Annotated in this window: 16 protein-coding genes and 1 tRNA gene; 4 read left to right on the forward strand and 13 right to left on the reverse strand. The window is 41.9% G+C overall.

What is annotated here, in order from left to right; genetic code table 11:
• Window positions 1-45: 45 nt before the first annotated feature.
• From cysB to mdh, 9 genes are all read right to left on the reverse strand, one after another.
• The gene (gene cysB / locus IHV77_RS00275) at window positions 46-1017 is read right to left on the reverse strand and encodes an HTH-type transcriptional regulator CysB (RefSeq protein ID WP_194812180.1); all 972 of its coding nucleotides are present in this window, start codon (window positions 1015-1017) and stop codon (window positions 46-48) included.
• 8 nt (window positions 1018-1025) lie between these two features.
• Complete coding sequence (rluB, locus tag IHV77_RS00280) at window positions 1026-2021, reverse strand: 23S rRNA pseudouridine(2605) synthase RluB (protein ID WP_194812181.1); 996 nt, start codon at window positions 2019-2021, stop codon at window positions 1026-1028.
• A gap of 39 nt (window positions 2022-2060) precedes the next feature.
• A complete protein-coding gene (locus IHV77_RS00285; protein WP_194812182.1) occupies window positions 2061-2684 on the reverse strand; it encodes an L-threonylcarbamoyladenylate synthase in 624 nt (207 codons plus the stop codon).
• A 138-nt stretch (window positions 2685-2822) separates the two neighbouring features.
• On the reverse strand, window positions 2823-3692 hold the full coding sequence (gene sucD / locus IHV77_RS00290) for a succinate--CoA ligase subunit alpha (protein WP_194812183.1): 870 nt from the start codon (window positions 3690-3692) through the stop codon (window positions 2823-2825).
• Between the two features lie 3 nt (window positions 3693-3695).
• On the reverse strand, window positions 3696-4862 hold the full coding sequence (gene sucC, locus IHV77_RS00295) for an ADP-forming succinate--CoA ligase subunit beta (protein ID WP_194812184.1): 1167 nt from the start codon (window positions 4860-4862) through the stop codon (window positions 3696-3698).
• A 100-nt stretch (window positions 4863-4962) separates the two neighbouring features.
• Window positions 4963-6192, reverse strand: coding sequence for a 2-oxoglutarate dehydrogenase complex dihydrolipoyllysine-residue succinyltransferase (gene odhB, locus IHV77_RS00300; RefSeq protein ID WP_194812185.1), 1230 nt, complete (start codon window positions 6190-6192; stop codon window positions 4963-4965).
• 106 nt (window positions 6193-6298) lie between these two features.
• Window positions 6299-9106, reverse strand: coding sequence for a 2-oxoglutarate dehydrogenase E1 component (gene sucA, locus IHV77_RS00305; protein WP_194812186.1), 2808 nt, complete (start codon window positions 9104-9106; stop codon window positions 6299-6301).
• Window positions 9107-9413: 307 nt separating this feature from the next.
• On the reverse strand, window positions 9414-9983 hold the full coding sequence (locus tag IHV77_RS00310) for a ComEA family DNA-binding protein (protein ID WP_194812187.1): 570 nt from the start codon (window positions 9981-9983) through the stop codon (window positions 9414-9416).
• 304 nt (window positions 9984-10287) lie between these two features.
• Window positions 10288-11223: a malate dehydrogenase gene (gene mdh / locus IHV77_RS00315; protein ID WP_194812188.1), complete on the reverse strand. Its 936-nt coding sequence runs from the start codon at window positions 11221-11223 to the stop codon at window positions 10288-10290.
• A gap of 208 nt (window positions 11224-11431) precedes the next feature.
• On the opposite strand from mdh, the gene argR reads away from it, so the two are divergent.
• Window positions 11432-11884: a transcriptional regulator ArgR gene (argR, locus tag IHV77_RS00320; protein ID WP_194812189.1), complete on the forward strand. Its 453-nt coding sequence runs from the start codon at window positions 11432-11434 to the stop codon at window positions 11882-11884.
• The gene (locus tag IHV77_RS00325; protein WP_194812190.1) at window positions 11884-12780 is read left to right on the forward strand and encodes a TIGR01777 family oxidoreductase; all 897 of its coding nucleotides are present in this window, start codon (window positions 11884-11886) and stop codon (window positions 12778-12780) included. The genes argR and IHV77_RS00325 overlap by 1 nt, the downstream gene beginning before the upstream one ends.
• Window positions 12781-12833: 53 nt before the next feature.
• Here the strand turns inward: IHV77_RS00325 and IHV77_RS00330 are convergent, their stop codons facing one another.
• Entirely contained in the window at window positions 12834-13499 is a 666-nt protein-coding gene (locus IHV77_RS00330; RefSeq protein WP_194812191.1) for a Bax inhibitor-1 family protein, read from the reverse strand.
• 209 nt (window positions 13500-13708) lie between these two features.
• Between IHV77_RS00330 and IHV77_RS00335 the strand changes: the two genes are divergently transcribed.
• A tRNA-Ser gene (locus IHV77_RS00335) sits at window positions 13709-13798 on the forward strand.
• A gap of 164 nt (window positions 13799-13962) precedes the next feature.
• Here IHV77_RS00335 and pdxT read toward each other — a convergent pair.
• The gene (gene pdxT / locus IHV77_RS00340; protein WP_194812192.1) at window positions 13963-14532 is read right to left on the reverse strand and encodes a pyridoxal 5'-phosphate synthase glutaminase subunit PdxT; all 570 of its coding nucleotides are present in this window, start codon (window positions 14530-14532) and stop codon (window positions 13963-13965) included.
• Window positions 14532-15419, reverse strand: coding sequence for a pyridoxal 5'-phosphate synthase lyase subunit PdxS (pdxS, locus tag IHV77_RS00345; RefSeq protein ID WP_194812193.1), 888 nt, complete (start codon window positions 15417-15419; stop codon window positions 14532-14534). The genes pdxT and pdxS overlap by 1 nt, the downstream gene beginning before the upstream one ends.
• A 97-nt stretch (window positions 15420-15516) precedes the next feature.
• On the opposite strand from pdxS, the gene pdxR reads away from it, so the two are divergent.
• Window positions 15517-16902 (forward strand): MocR-like pyridoxine biosynthesis transcription factor PdxR, encoded by a 1386-nt coding sequence (gene pdxR / locus IHV77_RS00350; RefSeq protein ID WP_194812194.1) that lies wholly within the window; start codon window positions 15517-15519, stop codon window positions 16900-16902.
• A gap of 116 nt (window positions 16903-17018) precedes the next feature.
• Here pdxR and IHV77_RS00355 read toward each other — a convergent pair whose 3' ends face one another.
• Window positions 17019-17705, reverse strand: coding sequence for a hypothetical protein (locus IHV77_RS00355; protein ID WP_194812195.1), 687 nt, complete (start codon window positions 17703-17705; stop codon window positions 17019-17021).
• Between the last annotated feature and the right edge of the window lie 107 nt (window positions 17706-17812).

The raw sequence follows: 17812 nt of genomic DNA on the forward strand, positions 1-17812 counted from the left end.
AAAAGCGCGGTCGAAATTCATCACAAATTTTGACTGCACTTTACGCTATTTCACGTCCAGTTCCACACCTTCAAATAATTTCTTCACGGCATTGTTATCACGCTGACTTTCAGCTTTTTCTACCATTGGGCGTGTTAAATGCGGCGAAAAATATTCGATAAAATCATACATATAACTACGCAGGAAAGTACTGTGTTTAAAGGCAATTTGTGTCACGCTGGAATGGAACAAATGATCGGCATCAATCGCCACAAGATCGCTATCAAACTCGGTATGAGCCATACTTGCCATAATGCCGACCCCTAAACCTAAACGGACATAAGTTTTTATCACATCCGCATCGGTTGCTGTAAATACGATGTGCGGCAAAATACCGGCTGCATTGAAGGCATAGTCCAGATCTGAGACACCGGTAAACCCAAAGGTATAAGTTACCAACGGATATTTCCCAAGTTCTTCAATCGTCAAATTTTCCACTTTGGCTAAAGGATGATCCTTTTTTACAATCACGGAACGATTCCACAAATAACAAGGCAATTGAACAAGATCATCAAACAAATACGGTGCTTCAGTGGTAATTGCAAGATCAACTTCACCGGACATTAATGCATCATAAATTTGTGTTGGAGAACCTTGATGAATATGCAAACTCACACCGGGATATTGTTTGGAAAAACGTTCCACCACCGAGGGTAACATATAGCGCGCCTGCGTATTGGTGGTGGCAATGCGTAATACACCGTGATCGGGACGGGTGTATTCATAGGCAACAGATTTAATGCTCTCCGCTTTCACCAATAATTCACGGGCAATAGCAATGATTTTTTTGCCGGCCGGTGTAATGGATTTGATATGTTTACCGTTACGCTCAAAAATTTCCAAGCCTAGCTCGTCTTCCAACAAGCGCACTTGTTTACTAATGCCCGGCTGTGAGGTATAAAGCGCATTTGCCGCTTCCGTCACATTCAAATTTTGATTAACGATTTCGACAATGTAGCGAAGTTGTTGCATTTTCATATCATTACCTACCTTTTATAACGCTTACTTAGCTCCGTATAACGTTTCACTGCTTTACGAATCTGCCCCGATTTCGGGCGGCGACGTAATTTTGTAACATCTAATTTGGTTTCCGTTTCCGGAGGTAAACCGACTAATTCACGCAGATAATTCACTTTTTCAAGATCCATTTCTTCCCAACCTCCGCGCGGTAAGCCTTTCATTAGCTTAATATTACCATAACGAATACGAATCAAGCGGCTCACCTGAATCCCTTGGGATTCCCATAAACGGCGAACTTCACGATTACGTCCTTCCATCAGCGTAACATCATACCATTGGTTAATACCCACACCACCGGTGAATTTGATCTCTTTAAAATTTGCCGGACCGTCTTCTAATTGCACGCCTTTGCGTAAACGAGCCAGCATTGCTTCATCCACCTGACCAAACACACGAACGGAATATTCACGTTCTACTTCACGGCTTGGGTGCATTAAGCGATTTGCCAATTCACCATCCGTCGTAAACAATAGCAAGCCCGAAGTGTTGATGTCTAAACGTCCTACGGCAATCCAACGAGAGCCGGTTAAACGTGGTAAACGATCGAATACGGTTGCACGCCCTTCCGGATCGCTGCGGGTGCAAAGTTCACCTTCCGGTTTGTAATACATCAATACCCTGCAAATTTCTTTTTGTGCCTGTTGAAGATTAATGATGCGTCCGTCAATGCGTACTTTTACACCGGAACGTACATCAATACGATCGCCTAAAGTTGCTATTTTTCCGTCCACACTCACACGATTTGCAGCGATGATCGCTTCAATTTCACGGCGAGAACCTTGTCCTGCTCGCGCCAATACTTTTTGTAATTTTTCACCTTCAACAGTTTGAGGTTTACTCCCGCCGGATTGACGCTCAAAACGAACGGCGGTTTTACTTTCTTTACGCTCAAAGTGCGGTCGGTTTTCACGACGTTTTTCACCTTGATTATTTGATGTCTTTTTAAATTGAGTTGATTTCATATTTTTCCTTTGTCGCTTTCACAAGCGTCTTTGTCCAAATTAAATAAAAGGTTCAGTAGAGCCACTGCCTTCACGTAAAATAACCGGTGTATCTTCCGTTAAATCCACCACTGTTGTCGGTTCTTGTCCCAAATATCCGCCATGAATAATCAATTCTACTTGACGTTCTAAACGATCTCGAATTTCTTCCGGATCGGATTGAGTAATATATTCCTCACCCGGTAACATTAAGGAACAGGATAAAATAGGTTCGCCCAATGCTTTTAATAAATCTAAAGCAATTTGATTATCCGGCACCCGCAAACCGATGGTTTTACGCTTTGATGTCATCAAACGGCGAGGTAATTCTTTTGTTGCCGTCAGAATAAAAGTATAACGTCCCGGTGTGTTATTCTTAATTAGGCGATAGGCAATATTACTCACCTTGGCATAATTTGAAAGCTCGGACAAATCACTACACACAAGTGTAAAATTATGCCCTTCCGGTAATTTACGAATGGCGACAATACGATCCATCGCGTGTTTATCACCAAGCATACAGCCTAAGGCATAACCGGAATCTGTGGGATACACAATCACGCCGCCTTTACGCAAAATTTCTACGGTTTGCTTAATCAAGCGGGGCTGCGGATTTTCCGGGTGAATATAAAAAAACTGGCTCATAATTTTTCCTTAACATATCGGCTTGGGATTATACATCTTTTAACAAAACTCTATTAAAAAAATCTCATAAAAATAACCGCACTTTGAAATGCCTAGTAATTACAATAAGCAAAGTGCGGTTATTTCTAACTAAGTTTTTTATTTTAATAAGTCACGCAATGCCGAGCCGATTTCAGCCAAACTACGAACAGTTTTCACTCCCGCCGTTTCAAGTGCTGTGATTTTATCATCGGCAGTGCCTTTTCCACCGCTGATAATAGCGCCGGCATGTCCCATACGCTTGCCTTTTGGCGCTGTAACGCCGGCAATATAAGCGACCATTGGTTTAGTAATATTGGCTTTAATATAAGCCGCCGCTTCTTCTTCCGCTGAACCGCCGATTTCCCCGATCATCACAATCGCCTCGGTTTCCGGATCATCTTGGAAAAGTTTTAAAATATCAATGAAACTTGAGCCGGGAATCGGATCGCCGCCAATACCCACACAAGTAGATTGTCCGAATCCTTCATCCGTGGTTTGTTTTACCGCTTCATAAGTCAGCGTGCCGGAACGGGAAACGATCCCAACTTTTCCTTTTTTATGAATATGTCCCGGCATAATACCGATTTTACATTCATCAGCCGTAATAATGCCCGGGCAATTAGGACCAATCATCACCACGCCGGTTTCATTCAATTTTTGTTTTACCGTAAGCATATCTAAGGTCGGAATACCTTCCGTGATACAAACAATAAGCTCAATACCTGCATCAATGGCTTCTAAAATAGCATCCTTACAGAATGAGGCCGGTACATAAATCATAGTTGCCGTTGCACCTGTGGCTTCTACCGCATCACGCACAGTATCGAATACCGGTAAACCCAAATGCGTGCTACCGCCTTTATTTGGTGATACGCCGCCGACTAACTTTGTGCCATAGGCAAGCGCCTGTTCGGAATGAAATGTGCCTTGTGAGCCGGTAAAACCTTGGCAAATGACTTTGGTGTCTTTATTAATTAAGATAGACATAAATTACACTCCTTTTGCTGCGTTAACCACGGCTTGTGCGGCATCTTGCAAGCTCTTTGCCGCAATCAAATTCACACCGCTTTCCGATAAAATTTTTCTGCCTAATTCGGCATTTGTCCCTTCTAATCGCACAACCACCGGCACGCTAACACCGACTTCCCGAACGGCGGCAATCACACCTTCTGCAATCAGATCACAGCGAACAATTCCACCAAAAATATTGACTAAAATCGCTTTCACCGCTTTGTCGGTAAGAATAATTTTGAACGCTTCGGTAACACGTTCTTTTGTCGCTCCACCGCCTACATCAAGAAAGTTTGCAGGACTACCGCCATAAAGTTTTACGATATCCATCGTTCCCATCGCAAGCCCTGCACCGTTCACCATACAGCCGATATTCCCTTCCAATGCCACATAATTTAGCTGATATTTTTCCGCCTCCGCTTCACGTAAGTCGCTTTGTGTTAAGTCTCGGAAAGCAAGCAAGTCTTTGTGACGGAAAAGCGCGTTATCATCAATGGCAATTTTTGCATCTAAGCAAACTAAATTTCCCTCTTTGGTAATAATAAGCGGGTTTACCTCCAATAAGGAAAGATCTTTTTCTACAAATAATTTGGCCAGTTGTACAAAAATATGGGCGAATTGTTTATTTTGTTCTCCGCTTAAACCTAATTTAAAAGCCAGCTCTCTGCCTTGATACGGCATACCGCCAAATAAGAGATCAATTTCAACTTTATGAATTAAATGCGGCGTGTCGCGAGCAACATCTTCAATATTTACCCCGCCGGCTGAAGAGGCCATAAAAATAATTTTTTGCGAGGAACGATCAATCACTGCGCCAAGGTAAAGCTCTTTATCAATATTGCAGCTTTCTTCAACATAAATTTGATTGACGGGCTGACCTTGTTTATCCGTTTGAAACGTTACCAAGCGATTACCTAACCATTGATTGGCAAAGGCACGTATTTCTTCTTCATTATGTACTAATTTCACGCCACCGGCTTTACCACGTCCCCCGGCATGCACTTGACATTTTGCTACCCAAGCACTGCCGTTAAGCTGAAAAAGTGCCATCGCGGACTCATCTGCCGATTGGCAGACAATCCCTTCACTTACCGGTAAGTTATATTCTTTGAATAATTGTTTTGCTTGATATTCATGTAAATTCATAGCTTCACCCTGTGTTTTTGCACAATTTAAGAAATACCGAACTTAACGTATCGTATTTCCTAGAAAACAAAATGCGATCAAAATTGACCGCACTTTTCCACTAAATTTCCAATAATAATCTTGTCGGATCTTCTAATAATTCTTTGATCGCAACAAGGAAACCGACTGACTCTCGACCGTCAATTAAACGGTGATCGTAGGATAAGGCTAAATACATCATCGGGCGAATAACGACTTCACCATTTAAGGCAATCGGGCGTTCTTTAATCGCGTGCATTCCAAGAATCGCACTTTGCGGCGGATTGATGATCGGTGTCGACATTAAAGAACCGAAAACACCGCCGTTAGTGATAGTGAAATTACCGCCGGTTAAATCTTCTACGGTTAATTTACCGTCACGGCCTTTTTCCGCCAAGGCTTTAATTTGCTTTTCAATTTCCGCCATACTGAGTTTGTCGCAGTTGCGTAATACCGGTGTTACCAAACCGCGTGGCGTAGAAACCGCGATACTGATATCGAAATAGTTGTGATAAACAATGTCGTCACCATCAATGGAAGCGTTCACTTCAGGATAACGTTTTAGCGCCTCCACAACAGCTTTAATATAGAACGACATAAAACCTAAACGCACGCTATGCTGTTTTTCAAACTTCTCACCGTATTGTTTACGCAAGTTCATAATCGGTTGCATATCCACTTCATTGAAAGTGGTGAGCATTGCCGTGCTGTTTTTTGCTTCTAATAAACGTTCTGCGACACGCTTGCGTAAGCGGGTCATCGGCACACGTTTTTCAGTACGGGAACTATATGCCACGGTACTAATCGTATTTTGCTCGGTTGCGACTTCTTGTTTTGCCTTTTGGGCATCACGTTTTGCAATTTCCCGTTCAATATCCTCACGGGTTAAACGACCACCAACACCGGAACCTTGAATTTGTGCCGCATCAAGCTCGTGTTCCGCCAATAAACGGCGAATCGCAGGGCCTTGATCCATCGCATTGCTATTACTATTTTCGATAGCTGATTTTTGGCGATCCGCCGGTGTAGGTTCATTCGTTTCTTTCACCGTTGCCGTACTCATATCACCGGCTTGAGCAGTAGAAAGTTTGCCAAGAATTTGTTTACTCACGACCGTTGCACCCTCGGCTTCTAAAATTTCTGCAACGACACCGTCCGATTGTGCCGGAACTTCCAACACAACTTTATCCGTTTCGATTTCGACTAAAACTTCATCACGTTTTACTGCATCCCCTACTTTTTTATGCCATGTTGCAACCGTGGCATCTGCAACGGATTCCGGTAAATCGGGAACAAGAATTTCGATTGTCATATTATTTTCCTTTTACTCTTTAAAGAAATTCATTTATTTCAAACTCTTGACTTCTATGCTTACGGAGGAAATCAAGATTCAAAACACATTAGTTTTCGACCGCACTTTACAGGGTTAGAGCATCTTCAACCAACTGTTTTTGTTGTTTAGTATGCAATGACATATAACCCACTGCCGGTGATGCCGAAGCCGAACGACCTGCATATTTCAGTTTCACATCTTCAGGAATCGAGCTTTCGAAGTTATGTTTACAACTGTACCAAGCACCTTGGTTAAGCGGTTCTTCCTGACACCATACATAATCTTTTACGTGCAGATAAGGCTCAAGTGCTTTTTTCACATCATCGTGCGGATAAGGATAAAGTTGTTCAATACGAATAATCGCCACATCGGTTTGATTATTGGCACGGCGCTGTTCCAATAAATCGTAATACACCTTACCGGAGCACATCACAACACGTTTTATGCCTTTCGGATCAAGATCGTCTAATTCACCAATCACCGTTTGGAATGAACCATTGATAAGCTCATCAAGATTTGATACTGCCAACGGATGACGCAATAAAGATTTTGGTGAAATGGCAATTAACGGACGGCGCATTTTACGCAATGCTTGGCGGCGTAACATATGGTAAACCTGTGCCGGTGTAGACGGAATACACACCTGCATATTTTGCTCTGCGCATAACTGTAAATAACGTTCTAAGCGTGCGGAAGAATGTTCAGGACCTTGTCCTTCATAGCCATGCGGTAATAACATTACCAAACCGCACATTCTGCCCCATTTTTGTTCGCCGGAACTAATGAATTGGTCAATTACAATTTGTGCGCCGTTAGCGAAATCACCGAATTGCGCTTCCCAAATCGTAAGGGTTTTAGGATCGGTTGTTGCATAACCATATTCAAAAGCAAGTACGGATTCTTCCGATAATACGGAATCCCACACTTCAAAGCGACCTTGATTGGCGTGTAAGTGGGTAAGCGGTACATAGCCCGTACCGTCATTTTGATTATGTACCACGGCGTGGCGGTGGAAAAACGTACCACGACCGGCATCTTCACCGGATAGACGCACATTCACGCCTTCATCAAGTAAGGTAGCGTATGCCATAGTTTCCGCCATTCCCCAGTCAAGTAATCTTTGACCTTGATACATTGCTTTACGGTCGTTATAAATTTTTTCAACGCGAGGATGAGCACGTAAACTTTCAGGATATTCGCATACGCGTTTAGCTAATGTAACGAAGCGATCTTGTGGAAATTTACTTTCATAAGGCGATGTCCAATCGTAATTAAGATATTGCAACCAATCCATTTTCGCCGTATCCATCTCACGCCATTCAGCCACCACACGATCCCCATTATCCAATGCATCACGGTACAAATTCATCATTTCCGTTGCTTGATCTTCAGTAATCACCCCTTCCGCCACTAAGCGATCAGCATAGACTTTGCGTGGCGTCGGATGTTTTTTGATAATGCTATACATCATCGGCTGAGTTGCTAAAGGTTCGTCCGCTTCATTATGACCATGACGACGATAAGAAATTAAATCGATGAAAATATCACGCTTAAATAAACTGCGATATTCCACCGCCATACGGGCTGCAAAAGCCACCGCTTCAGGCTCATCACCATTGACGTGAATAATCGGCGCTTGGATCATTTTTGCAATGTCGGTACAGTATTCCGTAGAGCGGGTATCGTTAGGATTGGACGTCGTGAAACCGATTTGGTTATTGATAACAATACGGATTGTTCCACCCACCGTATAGCCACGAGCATTAGACATATTCAGGGTTTCTTGAACGATGCCTTGTCCTGCCACAGCGGAATCACCATGTACCGTCACCGCTAATACTTTAGAACGATCCGTATCGTTTTTCTTCGTTTGACGCGAACGCACCGCCCCAATAACCACCGGACTTACAATTTCCAAATGAGACGGGTTAAAGGCAAGCGTTAAATGCACATGGTTATCGCTCACGGCAAAATCGGAAGAGAAGCCTTGATGATACTTCACATCTCCCGTACGATCACCGGAATGTTTCCCTGCAAATTCATCAAATAAATCTTCCGGCTTTTTACCAAGCACATTCACTAACATATTTAAACGTCCGCGGTGTGCCATTCCCATCACAATATCCTTCACGCCTTGTTTACCGGCGTGGCGAATAATTTCTTTCATTAATGGGATAAACGCATCACTTCCTTCCAAAGAAAAACGTTTTGCTCCTGGGAATTTCGCACCGAGATAACGTTCTAAGCCGTCTGCAGCCGTTAATTCATTAAGGAAGTTAATTTTTTCATCGTGAGTAAAGAGCGGTTTATTTAGACGGCTTTCTAATTTTTCTTGAAGCCACATTTTTTGCTCCATATCCTGCACGTGCATAAATTCCAAACCGATAGAACCGCAGTAGGTTTCTTTCAGCATATCATTTAATTCGGCAAGTTTAATGGTGTCACGTTTGTAAACGTAATGATTGATATTAAAGGTTTCGTTAAGATCTTGTTCGGTAAAGCCGTGATAGCGATAGTCTAATTCAGGTACGTTAGAAACTTTCCAACGGTAGTAATCAAGAGGGTCAAGTTTTGCTTCCAAATGTCCTCGGAAGCGGTAAGCATTAATAAATTGAAGGACTTTAACTAATTTTGCACTGGCTTCCGGGTCAATAACCGTTACCGCCTCAGCCTTATTCTCTCGTGCCAAACGGCGGAAATAATCACGAACCGGAGAATGCGCCTGTTCCGGTGTCGTTGATTTAGGCAACAAATCAAAGGTAGTGCGCCAACTGCTATCAACTGAATCCGGATCATCTAAATAACGTTCATATAATTCTTCGATATAGGCTTGATTTGATCCGCCTAATGCAGTTGTCGCCAACCACTCATCAAAGGTTTTATTTTGTTGCATATTCACCTCTAATTGTCTTCCGTATTGAGTCTGCCCATTATACATAGGATTTATTTGGAAAAAATGCTCCAATTACAAGTTTGTTACAAATTTGTGATCTAGCTCAACAATATTTTTAACTTAAATAGAAAGCCTGACAATTTGTCAGGCTTTCGGAAGGTGCGGTTATAAAAATTCAGTATTATGTATCAGTTGCACAAAGAGAATTTTATATCCAATATTTATTTGGGGAGAGTACGTTACGGCTTCACCTACCCCCCCTACGATGATTTGTGCAGCCCACATAATACCGCTATATTTTAGCTTTTTAGAAAGTTAAATAAGGCGCAATTTTTTCAATCGTAACATCGCCTAATCCTTCAATTTTTGACAACTCCGCAACATTTTTAATTTTGCCCACTTTATTACGGTAATCTACAATCGCTTGTGCTTTCTTCTCACCGATACCGGAAAGTTTTTGTAACGTTGCCGCATCCGCCTTGTTGATGTTTACTTTAGCAGTTGAGACAATTTTATCTTTTGTCGTTGCCGCTTTTTCTTTTGCTGCATTTAACTTTTCGGTTACTTTCGCTTTTGTTGCATCAGAATCTGATGATTTGAGGGATTTCGCTTTTTCTTTTACGTTATCGATTTTCTCTTTTGCAGCAGCTTTAGTTGATTTTATAGTATCCGCCGCTTTTTCTTTCGTGCCGGTTACTTTTTCCATCACATCCGTTTTATTTGCTGCAATGTTTTCTTTTTGATTCTGTACCATTGAATTAACATTGGTTACCGCTTCTTTTTTTAAAGAAGTAAGCGGATTTTCATTCGCCAATGCAGAACCGGAAAACGCAACCACAAGTGCGGTTAAACTAAGCAAAGATTTTAAAGATTTCATAAAAACTCCTATAACAAATTATTTTGTAAAAAGACGGGAACTAAGACCCACATCAAAAAAATTAGTTCAATTCCAAAATTTTGAGGCAAAAAAAAGTGCCTCGGGAAAGGCACACTCGGAAAGCAAAATAAATGTCGGCTACTTAAAATAGCACTTGTTTTTAGTGTGGCTAAGATACGCTTGTCCGAAAACTTATGCAAATACCAATTTTCAAATTTGTGAACTAAGTCACGGTTTTTTCTAAAATTTTTCTTTATTCATTAAAAAAGGCACGAATAAGTGCCTTTTTTCTATTCAAATTGAATTAACCGTTGATGAATTTTTCACCTAATTCAATATCCGCACGCAACGTCGGTAACATTGTCTCCAATGCTTGTTGCTCAAATTCACTTAATGGCCCGATCGGAAGAATCTCTTCTACCCCGTCCTTACCTAAACGAACCGGCTGAGCAAAGAAACGGGCATACTTGCCATCTCCTTCCACATAAGTGCATTCCACCACGGTCTCACCGCTTAAACCTTTCACTAAGGAACGGGCGAAACGTGCTGCCGCTTGCGCCATTGAAAGGGTTGCCGAACCGCCGCCTGCTTTTGCTTCCACTACTTCCGTGCCTGCATTTTGGATACGTTTTGTCAATGGTGCGATTTCTTCTGTACTGAATTCCGCATAAGGCACTTGAGAAAGTAATGGGAGAATAGTAACGCCTGAGTGACCGCCGATAACGGGTACGGTGGTACGGGAAACATTTAAATTTTTCAATTCTGCAACAAAAGTTTCTGAACGAAGTACATCTAATGTCGTTACCCCGAATAATTTACGCTTGTCATAAACACCGGCTTTTTTCAATACTTCCGCTGCAATCGCTACGGTGGTGTTTACAGGATTGGTAATAATACCAATACAGGCTTTCGGACAAGTCGCCGCCACTTTTTCAATTAAGCCACGCACAATACCGGCATTGATATTAAATAAGTCCGAACGATCCATACCCGGTTTGCGGGCAACACCGGCAGAAATTAACACCACATCAGCCCCTTCAAGTGCCGGTGTCGGATCTTCACCGGAAAAACCGCTTACTTTTACCGCTGTCGGTATATGGCTTACATCTGCCGCAACCCCGGGGGTAACCGGCGCAATATCGTACAGAGATAATTCGGTTTCTGCCGGTAATTGTAATTTCAACAATAACGCTAATGCTTGACCAATACCGCCGGCCGCGCCTAAAACTGCAACTTTCATAAGTACTCCTTATTAAGTAGATTAATTAATCTAGTAAATTCTAAAAGGTAATTTAACAAATTACAAACACAGAAATTCAATTATGAGATCTTGCTCAAATTTCCGGTGAAAAATCACTTCTTTCCATCTATCCAATGCCATTTTAGTTGCATATTTTGAATTTATATGCAAGGCTTATGCAAATCTTAGATCTAACCTAAAATCAAAAATGGATAATTTAACCAAAGTATTTAAAGAATTATTAAGCCAAGAACGTTTTAGCTCGCAAAGTGAGATTGTTGAAGCATTAAAAAATCAAGGGTTTAGCGGAATCAATCAGTCTAAAGTTTCACGTATGCTAAGTAAATTCGGTGCGGTGCGTACCCGTAATACCAAGATGGAAACGGTTTATTGCCTACCTAATGAGCTTAGTGTACCCGCCACAAGCAGCCCGTTAAAAAATCTTGTTTTAGATATTGATCATAATGAAGTATTAATTGTCATTAAAACAACACCGGGGGCCGCACAACTTATCGCCCGTTTATTGGATTCTATCGGTAAAACGGAAGGGATTCTCGGCACCATTGCCGGTGATGATACTATTTTTGTAACGCCCACTCAGCATACCGATATATCAATACTCATTGAACATATCCAGGATCTTTTTGAAAGCTCGCTCTAATGAATATTTTTATTACCGGAGGAACGGGATTAATCGGACAAACATTAATCCCCGCTCTTTTAAGCAAACAACATCAAATCACGCTTTTGACACGTTCCAAAGAAAAAGCACGTCAAGTCTTTCCTCAAAAAACATTGAAATTTTTGACCGCTCTTTCTTCGCTAAACAGTTTAGATGAATTTGATGTGGTGGTTAATCTTGCCGGAGAGCCTATCTTTGCGAAACGCTGGAGCGGTTCGCAAAAAGCAAAATTATTTGATAGCCGAGTAAAACTTACTCAACAACTGGTTGCGTTAATCAATGCGGGGAATAACCCACCTCGTTTCATTTCGGCTTCCGCAACCGGTATTTACGGCGATAACGGCGATCAACTGATAACAGAAAAAACCGCTACCGTTCATCACACATTTACCGCACAGCTTTGCCAAGCTTGGGAAAACGCTGCGTTACAAGCAAAAACAAAAGTCTGTTTACTGCGTACCGGTATGGTGTTTTCACCGAAAGGAGGCGCATTAGCGAAAATGTTACCTTTATATCAATGGAATTTAGCCGGATATTTAGGGAACGGAAAACAATACTGGGCATGGATTGCTTTAGAAGACGCTGTAAAAGGAATATTATTTTTGATTGCGCATCTTGAATCCGAGGGTGTTTATAATCTTGTCTCTCCGCATCCGGTAACAAATCAAAGCCTTAACCAACAACTTGCCAAAGCATTAAATCGTTATGCGCTATTCCCTGTGCCGACATTTGCACTAAAACTGATTCTTGGAGAACGTGCGGAAATGTTATTGGAAAGCCAAAACGTTTTTCCTGAAAAACTGCTTAGCGCAGGATTTACTTTCCAATATGAAAATCTATCCCAATATTTGACCGCACTTTTTGCTAAAAAATAATATAAAAAAACGCACCTTGATATTTACTGAGGTGCGTTTCGTTTTATCTAAACTTAATCGTTACTATTTGAGAAAATCGAAAGTAATCTTAATAAACTCAAGAACAAGTTATAGACCGCAACATAAATGCTTACGGTTGCGCGGATATAGTTAGTTTCACCACCGTGAATAATATTGCTGGTTTCATACAAAATCGTCATAGTTGAAAACACAACAAATAATGCACTAATTGCGAGTGATAATGCCGACATTTGGAAGAAGAAACTCGCCACCATTCCCAATAAAAGTACGATGAAGAGTGCAAACATTGCCGTTGCAAGGAATGACATATCTTTCTTTGTTGTCAACACATAAGCGGAACACGCGAAAAACACGATTGCGGTACCGGCAAATGCCAACATAATTAAATCTTCCATACCGTTTGCCACGTACATATTTAAAATCGGCCCGATGGTATATCCCATAAACCCGGTGAAAGCAAATGCCGCTAAAATACCGACAGGACGATCAGCCAAACGATTGGTGATGAAAAGTAAGCCGTAAAAACCTACCAACAACACAATAATATTCGGATAAGGCAGGTTCATTGCCATGGAAATATAAGCGACAACCGCTGAAAATGCCATTGTCAGCCCAAGTAAGAAGTAAGTATTACGAAGCACTTTATGAGTGCTTAATAAGGATTCACTTCTTGAGTCAACAATAATGCGTGATTGCATAAAAGCTCCTTAATAATGTTGGTTAAATGCACAAATGCAGCTTGTAAAGTAAGGGGGAGCGCGTAAAAAGTCAATGCTTAATACAAAAATTATTTCCGATTTCGTTTAAAAAGAAATCAAAATGAACAAATAAACGCCGAGTAAATAAATTTATCCACTTTTCTATTTACATCAAATATTTTTGGATTATACTACGCCCCGTTTCCTGCGGAGGAATGGTCGAGTGGTTGAAGGCACCGGTCTTGAAAACCGGCGAGGGTTTACGCCCTCCGTGAGTTCGAATCTCACTTCCTCCGCCACTAAATACAGAAGCCGTGAGTTAGATATTTAAATCGGTAACTTACGGCTTTTTTCTTTTCTGTAATATTCTTCGCCATTTCATTTGTTGACATCAATGTTGATGTGTCTAAAAATGCGTTTGACGTAAAATTAACGTGGTAAAAGAATACTCCATACTTATATGTTAAATGGCATCAAGTAACAATTTCATTATACGAGGATCATTCGTCAGTTCCGGATGGAACGAACAAGCAAAGCGATTGCCTTGCCGAGCCAGCACGATTTCACCATTAAATTCAGCCAATATCTCAACCTGCTCTGATACTTTGCTGATTAACGGTGCTCGAATAAACACCGCAGGGAAAGTGCCTTCAACCCCCTTAACAGCGAGATCCGTTTGAAAGCTATCCACCTGTCGTCCAAACGCATTACGTTGCACCCGAATATCCATTAAGTCGAGATGAGAAGCAGTTTCTCCCTCGATCTCTTTGGCGAGCAAAATCATTCCCGCACAAGTGCCGAGAATGGGCTTATTAAAACCTTGTAGGACTTCCAACAAATCACCCGTGCGAAGTAGCCGACCAATGGCGGTACTTTCCCCTCCGGGTAACACAAGGGCATCAAGATTGGCAAAATCCTCGATTTTTTTGACCGCTCTTGCTTTCGCCCCAAGAATTTGAAGCTGGGCGATATGCTCACTTACCGCCCCTTGCAGTGCCAATACGCCAACGGTATATTGGGAATAATCCGCCATTACCACCCCCGTTCTTGCATTCTGTCTTGTGGATTGAGTTTGCTGATCTCTAAGCCTCGCATCGGCTCGCCGAGTTCTTCCGATAAATGAGCGATTAAATCATAATCTTGATAATGGGTCGTAGCTTGAACAATTGCTCGAGCAAATTTTTCCGGATTTTCCGATTTGAAAATACCTGAGCCGACAAACACGCCGTCCGCACCCAACTCCATCATCAAGGCGGCATCCGCAGGTGTTGCCACCCCTCCTGCGGCAAAATTCACCACGGGCAATTTCCCTAACCGCTTGATTTGTAATAATAACTCAAACGGAGCGCCTAAGTTTTTCGCCTCGGCCATCAATTCATCAACACTCATATTCACCACTTTACGCACCTGCGCATTGACTTTGCGAATATGACGAACCGCTTCCACAATATTCCCTGTTCCCGGTTCACCTTTAGTACGTAACATTGATGCCCCCTCACCGATACGTCGCAAAGCCTCGCCTAAATCACGACAACCGCACACAAAGGGCACGGTGTATTCACTTTTCAGCAAATGAAATTCCTCATCGGCCGGGGTTAGCACTTCGCTTTCATCAATGTAATCCACGCCCATTGCCTCAAGCACACGGGCTTCGGTGATATGCCCGATACGAGCCTTCGCCATTACGGGAATGGAAACCGCCTCCATCACCTCTTTTACAATTTTCGGGTTCGCCATTCGAGCCACACCACCTGCAGCACGAATATCAGACGGCACACGCTCTAACGCCATTACCGCCACCGCCCCTGCAGCTTCTGCGATACGAGCTTGTTCCGCATTGACGACATCCATAATCACGCCGCCTTTTTGCATTTGTGCCATACCACGTTTGACTAAGTCTGTACCTAATTTTGTTGTCATTGTCTGTTCCTTTTTGAAGTGTAAAAACTGATCGCTATTTTTAGTCTAAATAGATATGATTAAAAGCATCAATTTTTATCTTTTTAATGAGGTCAGAATGAAAAAGCTCAGCTATCTTCTACAAAAGAACAGCGATACCCCTCTTTATTTACAGCTTTATCAACAGATCAAACGAGCGATTTATACGCAATCTCTGCAACCGGGTGAAAAACTGCCCTCCAAACGACGGCTTTGCGACTATTTACAAATTAGCCAAAATACGGTGGAAAATGCCTACACCCAGCTGTTAGCGGAAGGTTATATCGAATCCAAACCCCGTAGCGGATTTTTTGTCAGTTTTCAATCGGAGCTGAATTACCCGACCGAACCCTTTGCCAAAACAACGAAAAAAACGACCGATCTTTCTCGCCCGTTGTTTGATTTCAACCCTAACCGTATTGATACCGACCACTTTCCCCTTGAGCATTGGCGAAAATGTGCCGCCCGCCCAGATAAAGAATGGCTCAATTTAGGCGATAATCAAGGCGATCTTCATTTACGCCAACAAATCGCCCAATATTTGTGGGCTTCACGAGGGGTAAATTGTGAGGAAGAACAGATTATTATCGGAGCCGGGGTGGAAAGCTGCCTACAGCAGTTGATTTTGCTTTTTCAGCAAATTCATCCGACAATAAATTGGGCAATGGAACCTTATGGCTACGCCAATGTTGAAAAACTCCTAACCTTGTATCAAAAAACGGCAGTCAAGTTGCCCTTTCACACTCAAAACTACCAGCTTGATATTGATTTCTTAACCGAAAAAAATATCCAAATTGCCTATTTAACCCCCTCTCATTTGTACCCGTTCGGGCATATTTTGCCGATAGGTCAACGCTTGCAACTGCTCGACTGGGCGGCTCAACAGGAAGATCGCTATATTATTGAAGACGATTACGACAGCGAATTTCGCTATAAAGGCAAACCGATTCCTTCCCTGCAAAGTTTGGATCGTCAGCATAAGGTGATTTATTTAGGCTCGTTTTCCAAATTAATTATGCCCTCGTTACGCATTACCTTTTTGGTGTTACCAAAAACCTTGCTCAAGGCTTACCGACAACATTGCAGTTTTTTTAATGCCTCTGTCTCCCGCTTTGAACAACAACGGCTGGCGGCTTTTATTCAATCGGGTGAATTTGAAAAACACATCAACCGAATGCGGAAAATTTATCGCAGAAAAATGGAATTATTATGTGGATTACTCACGCCTTACGCTGAGCAAATTCTCTACTATGGCGAACATTCCGGCTTTTATTTGTTAATCGAGGTAATCAATGCTCCTCGCTCATTATCCGAATTAACCAAGATCGCCCGACAACACCAGATCAAACTTTATCCGATTGAGTATCAGCGGCGAAAATTATTTACCCTTGGGTTCGGGCATTTAAGCGAGAAAAACCTAAAATCGGGGGTTGAAACCCTTTTAAGTGCTTGGAAAATCGCCTAGAAAGCGGCTTTGTCATCAAATTATCATTAATGGCAGTAGGTGATATTTTGCCCCAAGGTGGAATAAAGCGTTTAACAATTCGCACATAAAACGTGCAGATTATTATTTTTACCGGCTTACCAACAAAACCGTTCATTAACGAAATTTTCCAACCGTGCTTTTTGCCATTTTTCCTTATTTTGGGGATTTGCAAAAAACTCATCTTGCTCTTTCAAACGTGCTTTTAATTTTTCTTCCGCTTCTTTTAGTGCGGCTTTACGATCTTGGTATTTTGATGGAAATGTTTCTATAAACAGGATTTCATAAGGATGTGAAATCGTCCAATTCACGGCTGCTTCGGCATCTTTACGCTGTTTTTGTAAATCGCAAAAAGCATAGGGGTTGATAAACTGCCCCACCACCTGACTAAATCCGGTATTATCTTCCACGGTCCGTTTTGGTAAATCCAATACATAAAGCGCCGTAATTAAACGATTTTGTCCTCGATAATACCAATTCACCGCTTCATCACGCAGACCGAAATCATAAGCCCGTGCCGCGAGCGTAAACATTGTCATTGGTGAAATACGTGCCGGATTTTCTTCTACAAATTTGACCGCACTTTGATAACCTTTCAATGTATTTTCACGCAGCATCGGATCAATCTTATTATGGATAAATACATTATCTACTCTGCCGTTTTGGGCGGAATAATAAGGTTTTACATAAATATCAACGGATTTTATCGGTGCTTTATTGATTGAGCTACAAGCCGTTAAGTAAAGTGCGGTCAAAATCACTTGAGTTTTTATCAATAATTTCATTTTTTCCTTATATAATGACACGACAGTTATAGTGAATTAAATTAAAATGGATACAAAGCTGCAAGCCAAAGACAATACAAATAGTACGGCAAGGCGTAGCAATGATC

The sequence above is a fragment of the Rodentibacter haemolyticus genome, assembly GCF_015356115.1.
Taxonomy (GTDB): domain Bacteria; phylum Pseudomonadota; class Gammaproteobacteria; order Enterobacterales; family Pasteurellaceae; genus Rodentibacter; species Rodentibacter haemolyticus.

Bases quoted from the DNA above. Each gene is read 5' to 3' on its own strand.
- pdxR (WP_194812194.1), top strand. From the start codon at position 15,517: ATGAAAAAGCTCAGCTATCTTCTACAAAAGAACAGCGATACCCCTCTT.
- IHV77_RS00325 (WP_194812190.1), top strand. From the start codon at position 11,884: ATGAATATTTTTATTACCGGAGGAACGGGATTAATCGGACAAACATTA.
- pdxS (WP_194812193.1), bottom strand. From the start codon at position 15,419: ATGACAACAAAATTAGGTACAGACTTAGTCAAACGTGGTATGGCACAA.
- IHV77_RS00285 (WP_194812182.1), bottom strand. From the start codon at position 2,684: ATGAGCCAGTTTTTTTATATTCACCCGGAAAATCCGCAGCCCCGCTTG.
- sucC (WP_194812184.1), bottom strand. From the start codon at position 4,862: ATGAATTTACATGAATATCAAGCAAAACAATTATTCAAAGAATATAAC.
- sucA (WP_194812186.1), bottom strand. From the start codon at position 9,106: ATGCAACAAAATAAAACCTTTGATGAGTGGTTGGCGACAACTGCATTA.
- IHV77_RS00310 (WP_194812187.1), bottom strand. From the start codon at position 9,983: ATGAAATCTTTAAAATCTTTGCTTAGTTTAACCGCACTTGTGGTTGCG.
- sucD (WP_194812183.1), bottom strand. From the start codon at position 3,692: ATGTCTATCTTAATTAATAAAGACACCAAAGTCATTTGCCAAGGTTTT.
- IHV77_RS00330 (WP_194812191.1), bottom strand. From the start codon at position 13,499: ATGCAATCACGCATTATTGTTGACTCAAGAAGTGAATCCTTATTAAGC.
- rluB (WP_194812181.1), bottom strand. From the start codon at position 2,021: ATGAAATCAACTCAATTTAAAAAGACATCAAATAATCAAGGTGAAAAA.
- mdh (WP_194812188.1), bottom strand. From the start codon at position 11,223: ATGAAAGTTGCAGTTTTAGGCGCGGCCGGCGGTATTGGTCAAGCATTA.
- pdxT (WP_194812192.1), bottom strand. From the start codon at position 14,532: ATGGCGGATTATTCCCAATATACCGTTGGCGTATTGGCACTGCAAGGG.
- IHV77_RS00355 (WP_194812195.1), bottom strand. From the start codon at position 17,705: ATGAAATTATTGATAAAAACTCAAGTGATTTTGACCGCACTTTACTTA.
- cysB (WP_194812180.1), bottom strand. From the start codon at position 1,017: ATGAAAATGCAACAACTTCGCTACATTGTCGAAATCGTTAATCAAAAT.
- odhB (WP_194812185.1), bottom strand. From the start codon at position 6,192: ATGACAATCGAAATTCTTGTTCCCGATTTACCGGAATCCGTTGCAGAT.
- argR (WP_194812189.1), top strand. From the start codon at position 11,432: ATGGATAATTTAACCAAAGTATTTAAAGAATTATTAAGCCAAGAACGT.